The organism is Undibacterium sp. GW821-FHT11B02, from assembly GCF_058808955.1.
In genome coordinates this window covers 50,818-70,504 of record NZ_JBXASD010000012.1, presented here as the reverse complement: position 1 = coordinate 70,504, position 19,687 = coordinate 50,818, and the positions used below count along the sequence as shown (strand labels likewise).

Below are 19,687 nucleotides of genomic sequence, written 5' to 3'. Positions count from 1 at the left end.
AGCCATGGCAGAATAGCAAGCAATATTCATAAAAAGAATCCGCGAGAATTGTATGTTAAGCAATGACCAGCCTGTCGATCTGAAGGAACAGGCACTGGAATACGTTACTTCCTGTAATTTGCCCATGAGTTGGGCGACATTTCGTATGCATGCCTTTGTCGAAACGGCAACTGGCAAGGAACATATCGCCCTGACTCTGGGTGATGTGGCTGATGGCCAGCCAGTGCTGGCACGTATCCATTCCGAATGCCTGACTGGCGATGCCTTGTTCAGTCAGCGCTGTGACTGCGGCCCGCAACTCGAATTGGCTTTGCAAAAAATTGCCCATGAAGGGCGAGGTGTCTTGCTATATCTGCGTCAGGAAGGTCGCGGTATTGGCCTGGTAAATAAGGTACGTGCCTATCACCTGCAAGATGAAGGTGCTGACACGGTAGAAGCCAATCAAAGACTGGGTTTTGCGGCTGACTTGCGTGACTACAGCCTGTGCGACCCCATGCTCAAACATCTTGGTATTACTTCAGTCAGACTGATGACGAACAATCCGCGCAAGATAGCAGCAATGGAAGGCATGAAGATCACGGTGAAAGAGCATGTGCCGCTGATTATCAAGCGTAATCCATTTAATGAGCGCTATCTGGCTACCAAGGCCACCAAGCTTGGACACCTGATACAGCCGGAACTGTAAGACGCTTTACAGTCTGTATGGCTCAGACTTCAACCATGTCCTGCAGCTTTTCAAATTCGGTGGCGGCTTCACTCAAGACTTCATCCAGCAAAGCCTGATCCAGACCCAGGCTTTCCCATGACTGCCCGGTGATTTCTGGTGGTGCCAGATCCGGGGTGGTTGTTACGCCCAGTGCATGGGCTATACCATCTGCAACATGGATGATGGTTGCCAGAAAGCCCAAACCAGGCTTTTCTGGGTGATGATGACCAGAAATGGCTTTGATCATCATTTCCGAAAAATTCCACTGTATAGCCAGCGCTTCGCCTATCACAGCATGGTCAACATCGATCAGACTTTTTTCAGTTTCATATTGTGTTTCAGAATGTTCCAGCCTATGGGCCAGCACAGCTTCATAAGATGAGGTGTACGAAGTCGCCAGTACCAGGGCACCTATGTCATGCAGCAAACCTGCAGTGAAGGCGACGTCGGTATTGAAATTCAGGCGTCGTGCCAGGATTTTGGCGACAATGGCAACTGCATTGGAATGACGCCAGAAATCCTTGTGACTGAAACCACGACAATTGTTTTCCGGGAAGCATCCAGACAGCGCCGCTGTCATCACAATCTGCTTTACTGTACTCAGGCCCAGCAGAGAAATCGCCTGTTGCACTGTGGTGACCTTGATCATGGTCGAGTAATAGGCAGAATTTGCAAAACGCAAGGTTTTGGCAGTCAGTGCAATATCAAGACTGACCTTTTGCGCCAGCTCATGTACATCCAGTTTTTCGTTATCTATGTTATTCAGCAATTCCATCACGATTGCCGGCAAGGTGGGCAGGTCTTTAACGCTGTCGATAATCTGGGCAAGTGAAATGCGGTTCATATGGCTTTTCCTACAATGCAGATTCCCATAGATTGCCAGAAATTTGATAATTAGATATGCATTTTTCTTACGTGTGCCAATTTGTTACACAGAGAGCCATAAAGTTGGGCAATTGAATTGATTGGCTCGAAGTCCTGGCCAATTTCGGATAAGGTAAGCGTTTTGTCGGGAATGGAACTTGCCAACAAGATAAAGGCAAGCGATTTTAGAGAGTGTTGGCCAGGAAGGGACTCGCGGAGATAGTACTTAAAACTGCTACCAGGTTAATCTGAAATGCACTGAGGTATCAGCCAATTTTGGGTACCAGGCGTTTTTCACTGATGCTGGCCTTGGCTCTTTCCAGCATGTCGATGGCGGCTGGGCCGCGTAGCAGGGTGACGGCGACTGCCAGTGCATCGATATAAGTCAGATGCGCGAGGCGTGAAGTCATGGGGGTATAGATATCGGGATCTTCTTCCACGTCGACGCTGATGTGCACGTCGGCCAGTTCGGCCAGTGGGCCGCCGCTGGCACACAATACCAAGATCTTGGCGCCAGCTTCCTTCGCCAATTGCACGCTATTGATCAGGTCACGTGTGCGGCCTGTGCGTGAAAAGGCGACTACAACACAATCGCTGTTCAATAAAGTAGCCGACTGCGCCTGCAAGTGGGCATCGCAAAATACCGTCGTGGGTATGCCAAAGCGGAAAAATTTCAACTGTGCATCAATCGCCAGCGCACCGGAATAACCAAGTCCGTAGCATTCTATGCGGCGCGCACGCGCCAGCAGGTTGACTGCGGCTTCAAAGGTGGCGGTATTGGCGTTGTTGCGTGCTTCCATCAGAGTGGCGATAGTGCGGTCAAATACCTTGGGCAGGACATCACGCACATGATCGGCCTGGTTGACGTCCAGATGCAGGTAAGGGATGCCGGTTGCCAGGCTTTTGGCAAACGCCAGTTTAAAGGTTTTGAAACCATCAAAACCCAGGCTTTGTGCAAAGCGGGCAACGGTAGGTTCACTGACGTCGCAAGCTTGTGCTAAAACACGTATCGACATCTCCAGCGCATCGTGTGGCTTTTGCAGCAGGAATTCTGCCACCTGGCGCTCAGCACGGCTCAGGGCTGTGCTGGCATTACGTATGCGTGCCAGCAAGCCTTTTTCAGGCGGGCTGTTGGGTTTGTTGTCAGAAAACGGGTTTGCCATATATGTTTTGGTTTACGGGCACCAGAAAACATCTATGGTACAGCCTGCTTCACGCAATAATGAAGCAACCGGCAGATTATTTTCTATCGCCTGATCCAGCACCTGCCGTTTTTCCGCACCGGTAATCACCAGCCAGATGCGTTTAGTGTTCAGCAGGCGCGGCAGGGACAGTGACATACGGCTTTGCCGGGTTTGCGGATGCACTGCTGCCAGGCAGGCGAGATCATCATGTTGAGTGGGTGCACCAGGGAATAGGGAGGCGATGTGGCCATCTGCACCCATACCCAGCAAGACTGCGCTGAAAGCCTGGGGCAATTGTTCATTCAGCCTGGCATTGATGGCCTCGGTAGCAACTTCAGGTGTACTGGCTGCATTTTTCAGCGACACCAGTTGCCAGCGCTTGTCCGTGGCCGATGCTGACAAACAACGACGGAACAGGCCTTCATTGCTTTGATTGTCCTGATCCGGCACCCAGCGTTCATCGGTGGCAACCAGTTTAATCGGCTGGTGTTTATCGATGTCGGCTAGCAACTGGTCCAGGCGTTGATAGACAGGGGCGGGCGTAGAGCCGCCAGCCAACGCAAAGCTGGCGTTGCTGCCAGTGGGTGTTGTCTGTATCACATCCAGCCATTGTTGGCTGAGGGCTTCGCTCAACGCCGCGAAATTTTCGAAGGTATGGTATTTCATATTCATTTTATCGCTTAGCTTTCCACGAATTCTTCACCCCAGGCGGCGCCATGCTGGGCCAGCAGATAGCTTGCAGCAGAGGGCCCCCAGCTACCGGCGATGTAGGACTTCAAACCTTCGCTGTCGTTTTGCCAGGCGCTCATGATAGGGTCTATCCAGGCCCAGGCAGCGCTCAGTTCATCATCACGCACGAACAGGGTCAGGTCGCCATGCATGGCATCGAGTAACAGACGTTCGTACGATTCCACGCGGCGTGAATTCGATACTTCTGCAAAGTCCAGATTCAGGGCCACGTCAGACAGCCGTATGCCTTCACCTGGTTCTTTGGCTTTCATGTACAGTTGCACGCTTTCTTCCGGTTGTAGCGAAATCACCAGGCGGTTTGAACGTAAAGGTCCTTGGGATTTACCAAAAATGGAGTAAGGAATAGGCTTGAAATTAATCGTGATTTCAGCACTGCGGCTGGCCATGCGCTTGCCTGTACGCAAGTAAAAAGGCACACCAGCCCAGCGCCAGTTATCAATCTCGGCACGTATGGCAACAAAGGTTTCGGTGCGGGATGCTTGTGGTACACCAGGCTCAGTCTGGTAAGCGATGACGGGTTTGCCGTCAACTGCACCAGCACGGTATTGACCACGTACAGTTTTCTTGCTGACTTCATCCGGCGTGAACTTGTGCAGGGCACGCAAGACTTTCACTTTTTCATCACGGATGGCATCCGGGTTGGCATTCACTGGTGGTTCCATGGCGACGATGGATACCAGTTGCAGCAAATGGTTTTGTACCATGTCGCGCAGGGCACCGGTATGGTCATAAAAATCACCACGCGATTCCACGCCGACCTGTTCGGAGATGGAGATTTGCACATCCTGTATCCATTTGCGGTTCCACAATGGTTCGAGGAAGGAATTGGCAAAACGCAAGGCCAACAGGTTTTGCACCATCTCTTTACCCAGATAATGGTCGATACGATAAATCTGGTTTTCGTTCAGGTAGGTACGCAGGGACTGGTTAATTTCTTTGGCAGACTGAGCATCACGACCCAGCGGTTTTTCCACTACGACGCGGGCATTGCCTTCCACCAGGCCGTGCTTGGACAATTGTTCGACCACGGGGATAAAAATGTCCGGGCCAGTCGCCAGGTAAAACAGAGTGGCGTTTTCAGGGGTGGTATGGAGGCTATCTTTCAATGCAGAAAAATCATCCGGGATGCGTGCATCGATTTTTGAATAATGGGTAGTCGCCAGAAAGGCTGCGTGTTTTTCTTCTGTCGCGCCGTCTACGTTGGCGGCATACGATTCTATGGCGGCAGCGACGCGCACACGGAATTCTTCATCAGACAATTTTTCGCGGGCGGCACCGATGAACTTGAAGTTCTGGTCCAGCCTGCCATTCACAAATGCGCTGTACAAAGCAGGGATGATCTTGCGCTTGGCAAGATCGCCAGTGCCGCCAAATAAGACAAATGTGGTCATGCTGACTCCGTGTTGTGTTCTGGTTAAAACAAATAATTCTGCTTAAAACAAGTGTAGCGCCATAAATGGTCTACATTGAAGATAAGGATTTATGTTGATTATGCCAGAAAATAATCAAAAATGTAGTTTCATTACGATAAATTTGATGTTTTTGCTTAAAATATTGGCTAAAAAAGAAAATACTGAAAGTTTGTTACAGAAAAATTCGATTTATGCTATCTTTATGGGTATCGCATCAGTCTTGCAACAGCTTTCTTATTTTCGCCCCAAGGGCTCCAGGTGTTTACATGACAACATCCCCATCCACAATGCTGCACCCTGTTATTGACAAGGTTACCCAGCGTATAACTGAACGCAGCAAAAACCTGCGCAGTGCTTATCTTACCCAACTGGAAAAAATGCGTGGCCGCGGTCCGCGTCGGGCCAGCCTTTCTTGCGCCAATCAGGCACACGCCAATGCGGCTATGGACAGCGGCACCAAGATTTGGCTGAACCAGGCACAAAAGCCAAATATCGGTATCGTCACTGCCTATAACGACATGCTGTCGGCGCATCAGCCTTATGAAAACTATCCGGCACAGATACGCCATGCTGCTTTGCGCTTTGGCGGCACTGCCCAAGTGGCTGGTGCCGTACCTGCGATGTGCGATGGGGTGACGCAAGGTCGCCCCGGCATGGAATTGTCTTTGTTTTCGCGTGATGTGATCGCCCAGGCAACTGCGGTGGCGTTGTCGCATGATGCGTTTGACGCTACCCTGTGTCTGGGTATCTGCGACAAGATCGTGCCTGGCCTGTTGATCGGTGCGTTGGCTTTTGGCCATTTGCCGACCATTTTTATACCAGCCGGCCCTATGGGTTCTGGCTTGTCGAATAAAGAAAAAGCTGCCGTTCGTGAACGCTATGCGCAAGGCAAGGCGACCAAGGAAGAATTGCTGGCTGCAGAAAGCGCGGCATATCACAGCGCCGGCACCTGTACTTTCTATGGCACGGCCAACAGCAACCAAATGTTGCTGGAAGCCATGGGCCTGCATTTGCCTGGTGCGGCCTTTGTTCACCCATCTGATCCTTTGCGCAGTGTATTAACTGATGCGGCGGTGGAACGTGTTTTGCAATTGACTGAGCAAAGCGGTAACTACAAACCTATCGGCCAGCTGGTCAATGAAAAAACCATCGTCAATGCCGTCATCGCCTTGCTGGCGACAGGTGGTTCCACCAACCACACTATCCACTGGATAGCGGTTGCCCGCGCTGCCGGTATTATCATTGACTGGCAGGATTTTGATGAGTTGTCTTCCGTCATTCCTTTGCTGACACGTGTTTATCCAAATGGTACTGCCGATGTGAATGCCTTTGAAGATGCAGGCGGCCCGGTTTTTGTGATCCGCGAATTGCTGTCTGCCGGTCTCATGCATGCTGATGTCATGACCGTATTCGGCAATGATGGCTTGAACTCACATACCAACCGTCCGGCACTGACTGAAGACGGCAAAGTTAAATGGGAAGCCTTGCCAGCAGAATCAACTGACACATCTGTCGTACGCAATGTGACTGATCCATTTGCACCTACCGGTGGTCTGCGCTTATTGCATGGCAATCTGGGGCGTGCCATCGTCAAGGCATCCGCCGTACCAGAAGATGCATGGATCATCAAGGCACCTGCCAAGGTGTTTGAATCGCAAGATGCTTTGGTCAAGGCGTACAAAGCAGGCGAATTGAATATGGATTTTGTCGCCGTCGTGATTTTCCAGGGACCGCAGGCGAATGGCATGCCTGAGCTGCATCATTTCACACCTGTATTGGGCAGCCTGATGTCAGCTGGCTACAAGGTAGCGCTGGTGACGGACGGTCGCATGTCTGGCGCATCTGGCAAAGTACCAGCAGCCCTGCATGTCAGTCCGGAAGTGGCACAAGGTGGTCCGCTGGGCAAAGTACGTGACGGTGATCTGGTGGAGTTGAATGTACATACCGGCGAATTGCGTGCCCTGGTGGAGGCTGATGTCTGGGCCCAGCGTACCGTGCGTGAACTCGACAAAGAGCCGACCTTTGGTTATGGCCGTGACCTGTTTGCCGCGCAGCGCCGGGTGGTGACGGCTCCTGAGCATGGCGCATCAACACTTTTCATCGATTAATACCGGAAACCTACATAATTATCCCTGAAAGAGAAACAAGATCATGAGCCTCAATATCAGCATGAGCAAGCGCAACATCATCGCCCAACTGGAACAAATCCGCGTGCTGCCTATACTGGTCACCGATGATGTGGATCAGGCTATACGCTGCGTAACAACTCTGGCAGAAAATGGTTTGCCAGCGGTGGAAATCACGCTGCGCACGCCGAATGCCATGACGGTTTTGCGTGAAGTGGTAAAAGCATGCCCGACAGTGACTGTTGGGGCAGGCACTATCCTGACACAAGCACAACTGGAAGCAGTCAAGGCGACTGGCGCTGCTTTTGGTATCAGCCCCGGTATCACGCCGGTGTTGGCCAAGGCCGCTGCTGATTCCGGTTTGCCTTATTTTCCAGGTGTCGGTGGTGCCAGCGACTTGATGCTGGCGCTGGAACACGGTTTTAATGTCGTCAAATTATTCCCTTCTGATATCGTCGGCAGCACCAAGATGGCCAAGGCCCTTGGCGGACCTTTCCCTGACGTGAAGTTTTGCCTGACAGGTGGAGTGACCGTGGAAGCGACACCAGCCTTGTTGCAGCAATCAAATATCTTGTGCGTAGGTGGATCATGGATGTGTCCTGCTTCACTGATCAATACCGGTGACTGGGCAGCCATAGGTGCCTTGGCAGCGGCAGCAGCAGCAGCGGGCAAGAAGTAAATATTGTCACGAATGCAGACTAATGACAGTCTGTATTCGTACTGGTTGATATGTTTTAGCAGTTTTCGTAAATCACTTTTCGCAAATTAAGCAAGATCATGGCTACTTCCGTTTCCCGTACTCCGCTCTGGTGTTTGTTGCAGCAACGTGCTACCAATATGCCCAGCCTGAAAGAATTGTTTCGCGCAGATCCGCAACGTTTCACGCATTTTTCTGCGTCCGCTTGCGGCATCATGCTCGACTATTCCAAGCAGCGTATCGACACGACCGCCAAGCTGAACTTGCTGGCATTGGCCAGACAGCAAGATGTGGAATCCCGTCGTGATGCCATGCTGCGCGGCGAGGCAATCAATCAGACAGAAAATCGCGCCGTTCTGCATACGGTCTTGCGCTTGCCTAAAGGCGAAACCTTTCATTTAAATGGCGATAATATTGCCGCCGATGTACATCAGGTGCTGGCGCAAATGCGTACTTTCAGTGATGCTGTCAGGGAAGGGCGCTGGTTGGGTTACACTGGCAAAGCCATACGCACCATTGTCAATATCGGTATCGGGGGTTCTGACCTGGGGCCGCAGATGGCCTGCATCGCTTTGGCACCCTGGTCACAGAAAAACCTGTCACTGCATTTTGTCTCCAACGTTGATGGCCGCCATGTGGCGGATGCGCTGGCGAATGCTGATCCGGAAACCACCTTATTTGTAGTGGCATCAAAAACCTTCGCCACCATGGAAACCTTGACCAATGCACGCACCGCGCGTGAATGGATGTTGTCGCATGGTTGCCCGGTTGATCAGATATGTCAGCATTTTGTGGCACTGAGTACCAATGTGAAAGCTGCAGCTGACTTTGGCATTGCACCAGAAAATGTTTTTCCGTTCTGGAACTGGGCCGGTGGCCGTTATTCGATGTGGAGTGCAATTGGCCTGTCGATTGCCCTGTATGTAGGCGCAGACCGTTTTGAAGAAATGCTGGCTGGCGCACATGAAATGGATTTGCATTTCGCCCAGGCCCCGCTGGAACAAAACCTGCCAGTGCTGATGGCATTGATCGGTGTATGGAATATCAATTTCCTCGGTCTGCAAGCCTTGTCGATTGCGCCCTACCATCAGCGCATGACTCGCTTGCCAGCATACTTGCAGCAACTTGAAATGGAAAGCAATGGCAAGTCAGTCACGCGTGAAGGCCAGCGTGTTGATTACACTACTTCCCCGATTTTGTTTGGCGAAGCTGGCACCAATGGCCAGCATGCTTACTTCCAGTTATTGCATCAGGGCGCAACCATCATTCCTACTGATTTTATCGTCGTGGCAGACGATGATGCCGGGTTGCCCGGTCATAATCAGGCACTGCTGGCGAATTGCTTTGCCCAATCCAAGGCCATGGCCTGGGGCAAGAGCATGGAAGAAGTGCGTGCAGAGCTGGGTGATTTACCAGAAAAAGTATTGGCACCACGCGTGTTTGAAGGTAACCGTCCAACCTCGACAGTCTTGCTGGATTCTTTGACGCCACGTTCTTTAGGCGCGTTGATTGCCTTGTATGAGCACAAGGTTTTCGTTCAGTCCGTGATCTGGGATATCAATGCCTTTGATCAATGGGGAGTGGAGCTTGGCAAGTCCCTCGCACAGCAATTGATCAGCCTTGATCCAAGTGCAGTCAAGGAAGATTATGATAGTTCCACCAAAGGTTTGTTGCAGGCAGTGGGGCGCAGCCATAAATTGAAGAAAGCTGCATAACGTATTGCGTTCAGGCAAGCAGCTTGGCTGGGTGTTGTGTGTAAGCCTCAGCTTGACTGATATATCGCGTTCCAGATTTTAGGATAAGCATGCTGTCAAGTGGCGTGCTTACTCTGTGTGCTTGTGCTCGTCTGTATTTAAATATATTACTCGCGAATACAGTACAAGAATTTTCATCCATCCGTTTCCATCCTTACCGTAAAATTTGTCAGCATGAACGCCCACCTACACCCACAATTAAAAATGAACGATATCAGTGATGACAAAGACCAGAGCCTGCGTGAAGACATACGCAGACTAGGGCGCATATTAGGCGACACGGTAAGAAACCAGCATGGCGATGAAGTATTCGATCTCATCGAACAGGTGCGTCAGAACTCCATACGTTTTCGTCGTGATGCAGATGAAGCCGCACGTGCGGAACTGGAAACAACATTGGATACCTTGACCAATGACCAGACCACGCAAGTCATACGTGCCTTCAGTTATTTCTCGCACCTGGTGAATTTGGCAGAAGACCAGCATCATATACGTCGTACCCGCGCCCATTTGATCGCAGGTTCAGCGCCGCGTCAGGGTAGCCTGGCGCATACGATAGAAGCCTTGTACAACACTGGTCATAGCAGCCAGCAGTTAATGGATTTTTTCCAGACGGCGCAAGTGTTTCCGGTATTGACTGCCCACCCTACCGAAGTACAGCGCAAGAGTATTTTGAATTGCCAGATGGTGATTACCCGTTTGCTGGATGAACGTGACCGCATGCAATTAACACCAGAAGAGTCGGCAGCGAATGACGAAGCACTTGGCCGTGCCGTCTTGACACTGTGGCAGACACGCATGTTGCGCACGTCCAAATTGTCGGTACTGGATGAAGTGGAAAATGGTCTGAGTTTTTACGACTACACCTTCTTGCGTGAACTGCCGCAGTTGTATGCAGGGCTGGAAGATTTATTGGCGAGTAAAGATGCCGCACTGACGCAAGCTGAATTACCCAGTTTCATGAAAATGGGGAGCTGGATAGGTGGTGACCGTGATGGTAATCCTTTCGTCACAGCCACCGTGCTGGAAAAGACTCTGGCCATGCAAGCCACCCGCGCCTTTAAATTCTATCTCGACGAATTGCATACCCTGGGTTCGCAATTATCGATGGCAAACCTGCTGGTAAAAGTTTCTGATGATTTGCTGGCGCTGGCACAACGTTCGCCCGACCATTCGCCACATCGCTCTGACGAGCCTTATCGCCTGGCTATCAGCGGTGTTTATGCGCGTCTGGCCGCTACGTACAAGCAGTTGCTTGACCTTGAGCCCGTCATTCATCCTAGCGGCATTGCCGAACCTTATGCGACAGCAGAAGAGCTGGCTGCAGATCTGGATGTCGTCCATCATTCCCTATACGCAAATGGCTCTGCGGCGATCACGCGTGGTCGTTTGCGTCATTTGCGCCGTGCAGTCAAGGTGTTTGGTTTTTATCTCGCACCAGTGGATTTGCGACAAAACTCTGACGTGCATGAGCGTGTAGTTCACGAGTTGTTGCAGGCAGCCAATCCAGAGTTGAAATACCTGGATTTGAACGAAGATCAGCGTATTGAGATCCTGATCAAGGAAATCAGTTCCGCCCGTCCATTGGCTTCACCTTACCTGACGTATTCTGAAGAAACACAATCCGAACTGGCGATTTATCGTGCGGCCTGCACGGCACAAAAACGCTATGGTAAAGGTGCAGTACCAAATTGCATTATCTCCAAGACTGATGGTGTGTCCGACATGCTGGAACTGGCCTTGCTCTTGAAAGAGTCTGGTCTGCTGCACCCGTCTGAAGGACGTGTTGACGTCAACATCATCCCGTTGTTTGAAACCATTGGTGACTTACAAAACAGTGCGCCAGTCATGGATCGCCTGTTTGGTATTCCTGCCTATGCACGCTTGCTGGCCAGTCGCCATAATGCGCAAGAAGTGATGCTCGGTTATTCTGACAGCAACAAGGACGGCGGCTTTTTGACTTCGGGTTGGGAATTGTACAAGGCTGAACTGGATCTCATCGAAGTGTTTGCCAAACATCAGGTAAGACTGCGTTTGTTCCATGGTCGTGGTGGTTCAGTTGGTCGCGGTGGTGGCCCCAGCTATCAGGCTATCCTGGCGCAGCCAGCCGGTGCGGTACAGGGGCAAATTCGTTTGACTGAGCAAGGTGAAGTGATCACGGCCAAATACGGTAACCCTGAAGTGGGACGCCGTAATCTGGAAGTGTTGGCAGCGGCCACCATGGAAGCCAGTTTGCTGGCACATACCGAACCTGCACCACGCCCTGAGTTTTTATCGGCGATGGAAGAATTGTCTGATCATGCCTTCAAAGCCTATCGCAATCTGGTCTACGAAACAGAAGGTTTTGAACAATATTTTTGGGAATCAACCGTGATTTCCGAGATTGCCGGTTTGAACATAGGCAGTCGCCCCGCATCACGCAAAAAATCAACAGCGATAGAAGATTTGCGCGCCATCCCTTGGGTATTTAGCTGGTCGCAATGCCGTTTGATGTTGCCGGGCTGGTTTGGTTTTGGCAGCGCTGTACAAAGCTATTTGAAAACACATCCGGATACTGGCATGCAGACTCTGCAAGCAATGTTCAGGGAATGGTCTTTCTTCTCAACTGTGTTGTCGAATATGGAAATGGTGCTGGCCAAGAGTGATATCGGTATCGCCAGCCGCTATGCCCAACTGGTGAAAGACGAGTCTTTGCGTGAGCGCATTTTCCCGCGCATCCAGGCAGAGCATGAAACAACGATAGACATACTGAAGTCGATTTCCGGCCAGGATGAATTGCTGGCAGCTAATCCCTTGCTGGCGCGTTCGATACGCAACCGTTTTCCTTACCTGTCGCCTTTGAACCATGTGCAGGTAGAATTGCTGGAACGTTATCGTAATGGAGATGAAGATGAACGCGTGCGCCGTGGCATCCATTTGTCCATCAATGGTATCGCTGCTGGCCTGCGGAATAGCGGCTAACCATCAGCCTTCCCTTAATGTGAAAAAGCCTCACTTGCAAAATGTAAGTGAGGTTTTTTTTTGACCGGTAAAGCCAGGTTTAGAACAGCAAACCACCGCCTTTGCGGAACAGCGCCATGTCGACAAAACTGGACATGCGATGCGTGCCATCGGAAGTCATTACGATAACGCCTCCCAGGTCAATGATGTTCTTTTGAGCGGCCAAAGACTGTATAGCATCACGTCCCGGTTTAGCCATTTGTATGCCCTTCACCAGGGTTTTGGCGACCATGAAGCCCTCAAAGGTCAGTGAAGATAGCTCTTCATCCCTGAACTTTTTCATCATATTGCTGTGGTCCATCTGTATCAGGGTTTTTTTGCTGAGTGGATTGGGTACTACCTGAGAAAATACAGTCCATTCCAGCGCGGTAGGCCCGGCCACTTCTGCCAGCCGTTCCAGATTGATCAGGGACATGCCAGCAACGAAAGTACGGGGCGCGTACTTCCTGAATTCTTTCAAGAAAATGCCGGTACCCAAAGTATCAGAAATGGCAATCACGATGCCCGGATTGGTTTTGGCCAGTACGGCGGATTCCCTTGCCATATCTGCCGGTGCACCGCTGATGTGGACGATGCCACTCATGAGCATATTACGTTTGCGCAGCTCGGTAATCACATATTGGTACATGTCCTGATTCAGCGTAGAGTCCTGAACCGCGATACCCACACTCTTGATGCCTAATTTGTCAAAATAGGAAAATATGTATTGCATCTCTTGTTCGGGACTAGGACGCCAGAACAGGACGCGGGAATTGTAATTTTTTGCTGATGCTACCAATGGCGCAAACAGGGTTTGCCCACTTTGTGCAAATTTTGGCGCAGCAAGCACGGCGTCAGTGACGGCTGCCCCAATGCCACCCAGCAGATATTCCACCTTGTCTTTTTCTATCAGTTCAGTCACTGCCTGGGCAGATTGTGCTGGCACGCCCTGATCATCGCGCACCAGATATTTGATGCGGCGCCCACCTATGCCACCTGCGACATTGATGCTGTCAAAATAAGTAGTAATGCCGGCGACGTAGTCACGGCCAATACTGCCATTTGGTCCGGACAAATCGATGGCCTGACCTATGATGATTGCATTGGTCTGGGCCTTGGCTGGTGCGGCAAACATGCCCAAGAGTAAGCAAACGCAAAAAAAGCATTGTCTGAGGAAAGAAACCATCCTGAATAACCTATTATTTATTGCAATGCAACAATTCTGTCATGAGAATGTTACGACCCAATGACGATGCACCATTTGGGTTATATTTACAGGTAATATGGTTATACTTTTCCCTTCGTTTTAAACTGGTGGGTAAATATCCGGTTTGATAAGTTGATCAGGCAGCGGAAAATTCTGATTGCCGGATACAGGCTAAAGAATGGTCTTCATCCGTGAGGCAATTTCAGTCGCTACCCGGATGAAGACAAGCCTTGTTAGTTGAAAGACGGAGAGGGGTTGCCGCTTTCTTTGGTATCAAATGTGACGCGCTTGATTTCGCCGACAATAACCAGGTAACAGAAGATGGCGACGGCAGCATTGGCTGCCACAAACACCAGTGCGCCAGCGAATGAGCCTGTGGCATGAATAATATATCCAATCACGATCGGCGTCGTAATACCTGCGACATTGCCAAAAGTGTTGAATAAGGCACCACTCAAACCACCAGCTTCTTTGGGTGACGTATCCGATACGACAGCCCAGCCAAGTGCGCCTATCCCTTTACCAAAGAAAGCCAGGGACATGATAGCGATCACCAGTTCATCGGTGGAAATAAAATTGCACAAGATCATGCTCATGGATAAGAGCAAACCGATGACAATAGGTGTTTTTCTTGACATGGAAAGCGACCGGCCTGATTTGATCATGCGATCAGAAATGAATCCGCCCAGCATCCCGCCAGTGAAACCGGCGATCGCCGGTATGGCGGCAACGAAACCTGCTTTGAGGATAGTCATATGTCTTTCATTGACGAGGTAAACCGGGAACCAGGTCAAAAAGAAATAGGTCAATGTATTGATGCAGTATTGACCAATGTAGACACCTAACAGCATGCGGTTGGACAGCAATTGTTTGATAATGGAAAACGTATCAACGTGATCTGTTTTTGCAGACTGATGGACAGTCTCCAGATCAATCAGGGCACCTCCTGCTTTTATATAGTCCAATTCCTCTGCGTTGATGTCTGGATGATTCTTGGGATCATAGATGGTGAACTGCCAGACGACTGCCATCACAATTCCTAGTGCCCCCATGACGTAAAACACACTTTGCCAACCCCAGTTATGCACGACCCATCCCATGAAAGGGGCAAAAATGACGGTGGCAAAATACTGCGCTGAATTGAAAATTGCTGCTGCCAGCCCGCGCTCACTGACTGGGAACCAGGCGGAGGTGATGCGGCTATTGCCTGGAAAAGAGGGCGCTTCAGCTGCACCAACCAATAGTCGGAGGACAAACAATAAAGTGATCGCCGCAGCCCCGGAAAGGAAGCCAACCGTTCCCATCATGAGCGTAAAAAACGACCAAAGAAAAATACTGAAAAAGTAAGTTATTTTTGAACCAAACCGGTCAAGTAACCAACCACCTGGTATTTGCGCCAATACATAGGACCAGGCAAATGCCGAGAAGATGTACCCCATCTCTATCGACGAAAGGCCAAGCTTTTTGCTTAATTCCGGGCCAGCAATCGAAATAGAGGCCCGGTCAGCATAGTTGATCGTAGTGACAAGAAACAAGATCAACAAAATACTCCACCGTATGCGTGTTGCGTTGCCGGTATTGTTGTCTGATGGTGACTTTAAAGCAGTCATGCGGTCTCCAATTATTAATATTGACTGTGAGGCATGTACTTCGCTTCGTAAATGATAGCGATACCGAAATACAAGTTTGGAAAACTATACATTGTTATATGATGTCGTACAACATAGTTTTTGATGTAAATCCAAGTTCAAAAATTACTTTTTTTGGGAGGCTTATTCTTGGTAAGAGCAGAATTTTGCTAAGCTGTCGGCTGCGAACGTGTGTTTGAACGTTTTTATAACGCTATTGGAGTGCAGCATATATGCAGGGGCAAATACTTGGTGTCATAGGCTGGTCGGGCAGTGGTAAAACCAGTCTGCTGGAATATCTGGTCAAGGAATTGTCAGCATCTGGCAAAAAGATCAATATCGTTAAGCATAGTCATCACGACATCATCATTGAACCACCCCACAAGGACAGTGCCAGGCTGCGCCTGGCAGGTGCGGCTGAAGTATTGCTGGCCTCACCATACCGCTATGTCATCACGCGCGAGTTACGTGACGAGGCTGAGCCACCACTAAGTGACTTGCTGTTGCGTATGTCGCCAGCTGATCTGACACTGGTAGAAGGCTATAAATGGGAAGCCATCCCCAAGCTGGAAGTTTATCGTCCCGAGCTAGGCAAGCCAGCCATTTATCCGCACGACACCCGCATTTTGGCAGTGGCTTCTGATATACCGGCACCGGCCAACCTGAGAGCAGGGCTGGTATGGCTGGATTTAAACCAGCCCCAGCAGGTACTGGAATGGCTACTTGCTGCGATGCAAAACAGATTGTTGAAAAAAAACGCAGTCAGCCCTAAAGAATCGCCTTAAAGCTGCCGTTACTGACAGTAGACAGATAAGGAGAATTGTCATGGATGTGACTGGAATAGCCAATGTGGCAACAACGCTGGCAGATGTGGGCACAAGCCAGGCAGTGAGTATCGCTGTATTGAAAAAGGCAAATGACATTGCTGCCGAAAGTGCAACAGCGCTGATAGAAGCGGTGCCAGACAATAAATCTGTTGCCAACCTGCCACCCAACCTGGGTCGCAACATCAACACTACCGCTTAAGGTGGATATAGCTAAGGACTTAATGGCTATTTGTGTTTGAACAAGTTAGAACCAAGACGGCGCGCCATTGGCGCGCTTTGTTTTTGGTGGATGTTCTGATATGCCGCAAGCAAGTTTGGCGCTGATCAGCGATAATCTGGACCAACTTTGATTTCAGGAAAAAAGCATGGAGCAAAATTCTTGGGGCTGGTCCGACCGCCTCAGCCTCAGTTATGAACCTATGGACGATACGCACAAAGAATTTGTGGAGTTGTGTGCCGCCCTGTCTGAAGATAATCCTGATACCTTTTTGAACCGGCTCGATGCTCTTATCGAGCATTCCATCGTCCATTTCGAGCAGGAAAATCGCTGGATGGAAGAAACTGCATTTCCACCCGTAGGTTGCCACAGGCAAGAGCATGATGCTGTGCTGGAGGTCATGCAAGAAGTCAGGCGTCGTGTTGCCCTTGGTGAATCAGATCTTTCAACACGTCTGGCCGAAGAATTGCCGCTGTGGTTTGAGCATCATGTTGATACCATGGATAATATGCTGGCACGTTTCATGGCTGCACAGGCGAGCTCGCAAGTGGAAGAGCAACCAGCGCAGGCTCAACCAGCCTGAACCAGGATTTCGATATCACCAAGGCTGACCAACTGACCTGCACGGATCTTGGCAGTCTTGCGTAATTCCTGCTGACCATCAACACTGACATCTCCGCTGGCAACGATGGCTTTGCCAGCACCGCCACTTTCGCACAGACCGACCAGTTTCAATAACTGGTTTAACTCTACATATTCGCCTTCCAGGCTAAAACTCAGTTTTTGCACAATAACTCCTACAAATGGCAGTAAAAAGGGGCGCAGCTTACACTATTTTTGCAGGCATGTTGAGGCTCGCTGTGGCTTTCTTTAACCAGATATGCAGTTGTGCGGTCAGATCCGCCTGACTGAAAGAACAGCTTTCTTCAGTGAACAGGCTGCTGGCTTCCATCCTGCCCAGCAAATTTTCCATTACTTCCGCAAATTGAGGTGGCAAGGCAGTAAGCAAATCCTTTTGTGCACGCCATATCTGGCAAAACTGGCGGATATCGATACGTTCTTCAGATAAATTGGTGAGACTGTCATGCAATTGCTGGACGATATTAAGCATAAAGAAAGTTTTTCTTGAAAAAAAGTAATAAGATAGTACGATATTCTGACTGCGGCTTGAATCCAGACAGACTAGTTTCACGTATATTGTGATGCAGATCTGATTTTATGAAAATTTTCCAGGAATTTTTGTAAGTTTCCGGGTTCTGCTTCGACTACAGGCTGTAGTTCTTAATTTTTCCCGCTGTGGGATGTTTTACTTTTTCAGGAGAAGACAATGAATAACAAGGCAATGGTAGCAGTGGCACTGGCAGGTTTACTGGGTACAAGCGTAGCAATGGCAGCAGAGCCAGCAAAAACAGAAAAATGCTTTGGTATTGCAAAAGCAGGTCAAAATGACTGCGCAGCGCCTTCCGGTTCTCACTCTTGCGCTGGTCAGAGCAAAAAAGACAAAGACCCTGCAGAATGGAAAAAAGTACCTGCCGGTACTTGCGAAAAAGCAGGTGGAAAACTGGAAGCCCCTAAATCCTAAATTCGTTTGATGGTCGTTTTTTTTGACAGGCTGCATTGATGTTGACTGATACAGCCGTGTCACATACTAAGATCAATTCCACGCCCACCCTGCAAGGGGTGGGCGTGGGTTTACGTACGCTGCATTATCGTGATTTTCTGAATGCGTCTGTGGATATTGATTGGCTGGAGGTACATTCAGAAAATTATTTTGGTGACGGTGGTTATGACTTGCATGTATTGCAAACACTGCGCCGTGACTATCCATTTAGCCTGCATGGTGTGGGTATGGGGTTGGGATCAGCCCAGGGGTTTTCTGAAGCACACATGCAAAAACTTAAACGCCTGGTTGAGCGCACTGAACCAGGTCTGGTATCCGAGCATTTGTGCTGGGGAGCGGTATCTGGCAGGCACATGAATGATCTCTTGCCCTTGCCACTGATGCAAAGTGCGCTTGATCTGGTGTGCCAGCGTGTTGACCAGTTACAAATGTTTTTACAACGCCAGATACTGATAGAAAATGTATCAACCTATGTGCGTTTTGCCCAGGACGATATGTCTGAGGCAGAATTTTTAGCCGCACTGGTTAGCCGCACAGGTTGTGGTGTACTGCTTGATATCAATAATCTGTTCGTGAATCAATCCAATCACGGCGAAAGCGCACTGGATGCCTTGCATGTTATGGCAACCTTGCCACAAGGTGCCATAGGTGAAATTCACCTGGCCGGGCACTTGCAGACAGACATCTGTCTGGTGGACGATCATGGCAGGCAGATTGCCGCGCCGGTCTGGGATTTATATGAGCAAGCCTGTCAATTATTGTCTGCCGATATTCCTGTATTGATAGAGTGGGACACCGACATTCCTGCCTTGCCAGTATTGTTGGGCGAAGCCGCCAAGGCAGGCGAAATACGGCATCGGTACCGCCGCCATTCAAAGGAATGGCCTGCATCATGAACACAAAGGCGCTTGAGCAGATACAACAGGAATTTGCTACTGCACTCTTGCATACCAATGCGGTCCAGGACGCGATCAGTCTGTTTGTTGATCACCCTGCACAAGATGATCGCCTGGCTTTGTATCGTGGCAACCTGACTGCCATCTGGGTAGCAGCGCTGCACAATGCTTACCCGGTATTGTATGAACTGGTTGGTGAAGAGTATTTTGTACAAATGGCACGCAGTTTTGGGCGCGCCTTTCCCTCCGAATCCGGTGACCTGAATGCATTTGGCGCACATTTGCCAATGTTTTTGACGCAAACGCCAGATGCCGCGGATTATCCCTATTTTTCTGATGTTGCTGCGCTGGAATGGCAAATCCATCGCGCTTACTATGCTGCCGATGCGGATATCTTGAGCCTGCCAGCACTGGTGCAACTGATCACTGAGACGGGCCAGGATTTACAAGAAGCCAGACTGGAATTACATCCAGCTGTCGGCCTGCATGAATCAGACTGGGCGACGGTCGATATCTGGCAGGCCCATCAATCTGGAGTACAAACAGGGTTTCCAAAAAATATCCGGCACAACTGCTATGGAGTGATCTCACGGGCGTTGTGGTCGGTAGAATTGACGGAAATCCAGCGCCCCGCATACCTGGCCTTGCAGGCACTGCAAGCAGGGGCAACACTATCTGAAGCATTGGAAGCAGCAGTCAATACGGACTGTGATTTTGATATCAACAACAATTTGCAATCCTGGTTTCATGCGGGATTGTTTACCCAGGTCAAATTTTTGGGCGAAGCACTGTAAGGATGTGGCAGCCAATCTGACTAAT

The 19,687-nt window shown here is 50.0% G+C and carries 19 protein-coding genes; 11 read left to right on the top strand and 8 right to left on the bottom strand.

Annotated elements, in window-relative coordinates; translation table 11 throughout:
• Positions 1-52 precede the first annotated feature (52 nt).
• The gene (gene ribA / locus AC1RVX_RS23215; RefSeq protein ID WP_493218957.1) at positions 53-685 is read left to right on the top strand and encodes a GTP cyclohydrolase II; all 633 of its coding nucleotides are present in this window, start codon (positions 53-55) and stop codon (positions 683-685) included.
• Between the two features lie 22 nt (positions 686-707).
• Here the strand turns inward: ribA and AC1RVX_RS23210 are convergent, their stop codons facing one another.
• The 4 genes from AC1RVX_RS23210 to zwf all read right to left on the bottom strand — a co-directional run bounded on the left by AC1RVX_RS23210 (position 708) and on the right by zwf (position 4,895).
• On the bottom strand, positions 708-1,550 hold the full coding sequence (locus AC1RVX_RS23210) for an HDOD domain-containing protein (protein WP_493218956.1): 843 nt from the start codon (positions 1,548-1,550) through the stop codon (positions 708-710).
• A gap of 286 nt (positions 1,551-1,836) precedes the next feature.
• A complete protein-coding gene (locus AC1RVX_RS23205) occupies positions 1,837-2,733 on the bottom strand; it encodes an SIS domain-containing protein (protein ID WP_493218955.1) in 897 nt (298 codons plus the stop codon).
• A 12-nt stretch (positions 2,734-2,745) separates the two neighbouring features.
• Positions 2,746-3,426, bottom strand: a complete 681-nt coding sequence (pgl, locus tag AC1RVX_RS23200) for a 6-phosphogluconolactonase (protein WP_493218954.1) — start codon at positions 3,424-3,426, stop codon at positions 2,746-2,748.
• Between the two features lie 8 nt (positions 3,427-3,434).
• On the bottom strand, positions 3,435-4,895 hold the full coding sequence (gene zwf, locus AC1RVX_RS23195) for a glucose-6-phosphate dehydrogenase (protein WP_493218953.1): 1,461 nt from the start codon (positions 4,893-4,895) through the stop codon (positions 3,435-3,437).
• Between the two features lie 287 nt (positions 4,896-5,182).
• Between zwf and edd the strand changes: the two genes are divergently transcribed.
• The 4 genes from edd (at position 5,183) to ppc (ending at position 12,454) form a co-directional block, all read left to right on the top strand.
• Positions 5,183-7,024, top strand: a complete 1,842-nt coding sequence (gene edd / locus AC1RVX_RS23190) for a phosphogluconate dehydratase (protein ID WP_493218952.1) — start codon at positions 5,183-5,185, stop codon at positions 7,022-7,024.
• A 43-nt stretch (positions 7,025-7,067) separates the two neighbouring features.
• On the top strand, positions 7,068-7,721 hold the full coding sequence (eda, locus tag AC1RVX_RS23185) for a bifunctional 4-hydroxy-2-oxoglutarate aldolase/2-dehydro-3-deoxy-phosphogluconate aldolase (protein WP_493218951.1): 654 nt from the start codon (positions 7,068-7,070) through the stop codon (positions 7,719-7,721).
• A 98-nt stretch (positions 7,722-7,819) separates the two neighbouring features.
• Positions 7,820-9,454 (top strand): glucose-6-phosphate isomerase, encoded by a 1,635-nt coding sequence (gene pgi, locus AC1RVX_RS23180; RefSeq protein ID WP_493218950.1) that lies wholly within the window; start codon positions 7,820-7,822, stop codon positions 9,452-9,454.
• Between the two features lie 243 nt (positions 9,455-9,697).
• Complete coding sequence (gene ppc, locus AC1RVX_RS23175) at positions 9,698-12,454, top strand: phosphoenolpyruvate carboxylase (RefSeq protein ID WP_493218949.1); 2,757 nt, start codon at positions 9,698-9,700, stop codon at positions 12,452-12,454.
• A 79-nt stretch (positions 12,455-12,533) separates the two neighbouring features.
• Here the strand turns inward: ppc and AC1RVX_RS23170 are convergent, their stop codons facing one another.
• Positions 12,534-13,607 (bottom strand): ABC transporter substrate-binding protein, encoded by a 1,074-nt coding sequence (locus AC1RVX_RS23170; RefSeq protein ID WP_493218948.1) that lies wholly within the window; start codon positions 13,605-13,607, stop codon positions 12,534-12,536.
• Between the two features lie 305 nt (positions 13,608-13,912).
• The gene (locus tag AC1RVX_RS23165; RefSeq protein ID WP_493218947.1) at positions 13,913-15,289 is read right to left on the bottom strand and encodes an MFS transporter; all 1,377 of its coding nucleotides are present in this window, start codon (positions 15,287-15,289) and stop codon (positions 13,913-13,915) included.
• Between the two features lie 251 nt (positions 15,290-15,540).
• Here AC1RVX_RS23165 and mobB point away from each other — a divergent pair, with 251 nt between their 5' ends.
• The 3 genes from mobB (at position 15,541) to AC1RVX_RS23150 (ending at position 16,934) form a co-directional block, all read left to right on the top strand.
• On the top strand, positions 15,541-16,092 hold the full coding sequence (gene mobB / locus AC1RVX_RS23160) for a molybdopterin-guanine dinucleotide biosynthesis protein B (RefSeq protein WP_493218946.1): 552 nt from the start codon (positions 15,541-15,543) through the stop codon (positions 16,090-16,092).
• A gap of 40 nt (positions 16,093-16,132) precedes the next feature.
• A complete protein-coding gene (locus AC1RVX_RS23155; RefSeq protein WP_422987943.1) occupies positions 16,133-16,333 on the top strand; it encodes a YjfB family protein in 201 nt (66 codons plus the stop codon).
• A 166-nt stretch (positions 16,334-16,499) separates the two neighbouring features.
• On the top strand, positions 16,500-16,934 hold the full coding sequence (locus AC1RVX_RS23150) for a hemerythrin domain-containing protein (RefSeq protein ID WP_493218945.1): 435 nt from the start codon (positions 16,500-16,502) through the stop codon (positions 16,932-16,934).
• On the opposite strand, the gene AC1RVX_RS23145 is transcribed toward AC1RVX_RS23150, so the two are convergent.
• Together AC1RVX_RS23145 and AC1RVX_RS23140 are read right to left on the bottom strand one after the other, a co-directional pair.
• Complete coding sequence (locus AC1RVX_RS23145) at positions 16,922-17,140, bottom strand: RNA-binding S4 domain-containing protein (RefSeq protein ID WP_493218944.1); 219 nt, start codon at positions 17,138-17,140, stop codon at positions 16,922-16,924. The genes AC1RVX_RS23150 and AC1RVX_RS23145 overlap by 13 nt on opposite strands.
• A gap of 37 nt (positions 17,141-17,177) precedes the next feature.
• On the bottom strand, positions 17,178-17,462 hold the full coding sequence (locus AC1RVX_RS23140; protein ID WP_493218943.1) for a hypothetical protein: 285 nt from the start codon (positions 17,460-17,462) through the stop codon (positions 17,178-17,180).
• Between the two features lie 216 nt (positions 17,463-17,678).
• Between AC1RVX_RS23140 and AC1RVX_RS23135 the strand changes: the two genes are divergently transcribed.
• From AC1RVX_RS23135 to AC1RVX_RS23125, 3 genes are read left to right on the top strand one after another with little or no spacing between them, the layout of a single operon-like run.
• Entirely contained in the window at positions 17,679-17,933 is a 255-nt protein-coding gene (locus AC1RVX_RS23135) for a BufA1 family periplasmic bufferin-type metallophore (protein WP_493218942.1), read from the top strand.
• 38 nt (positions 17,934-17,971) lie between these two features.
• Positions 17,972-18,868, top strand: a complete 897-nt coding sequence (bufB, locus tag AC1RVX_RS23130) for an MNIO family bufferin maturase (RefSeq protein ID WP_493218941.1) — start codon at positions 17,972-17,974, stop codon at positions 18,866-18,868.
• Complete coding sequence (locus AC1RVX_RS23125; RefSeq protein ID WP_493218940.1) at positions 18,865-19,662, top strand: HvfC/BufC family peptide modification chaperone; 798 nt, start codon at positions 18,865-18,867, stop codon at positions 19,660-19,662. The genes bufB and AC1RVX_RS23125 overlap by 4 nt, the downstream gene beginning before the upstream one ends.
• Positions 19,663-19,687 lie beyond the last annotated feature (25 nt).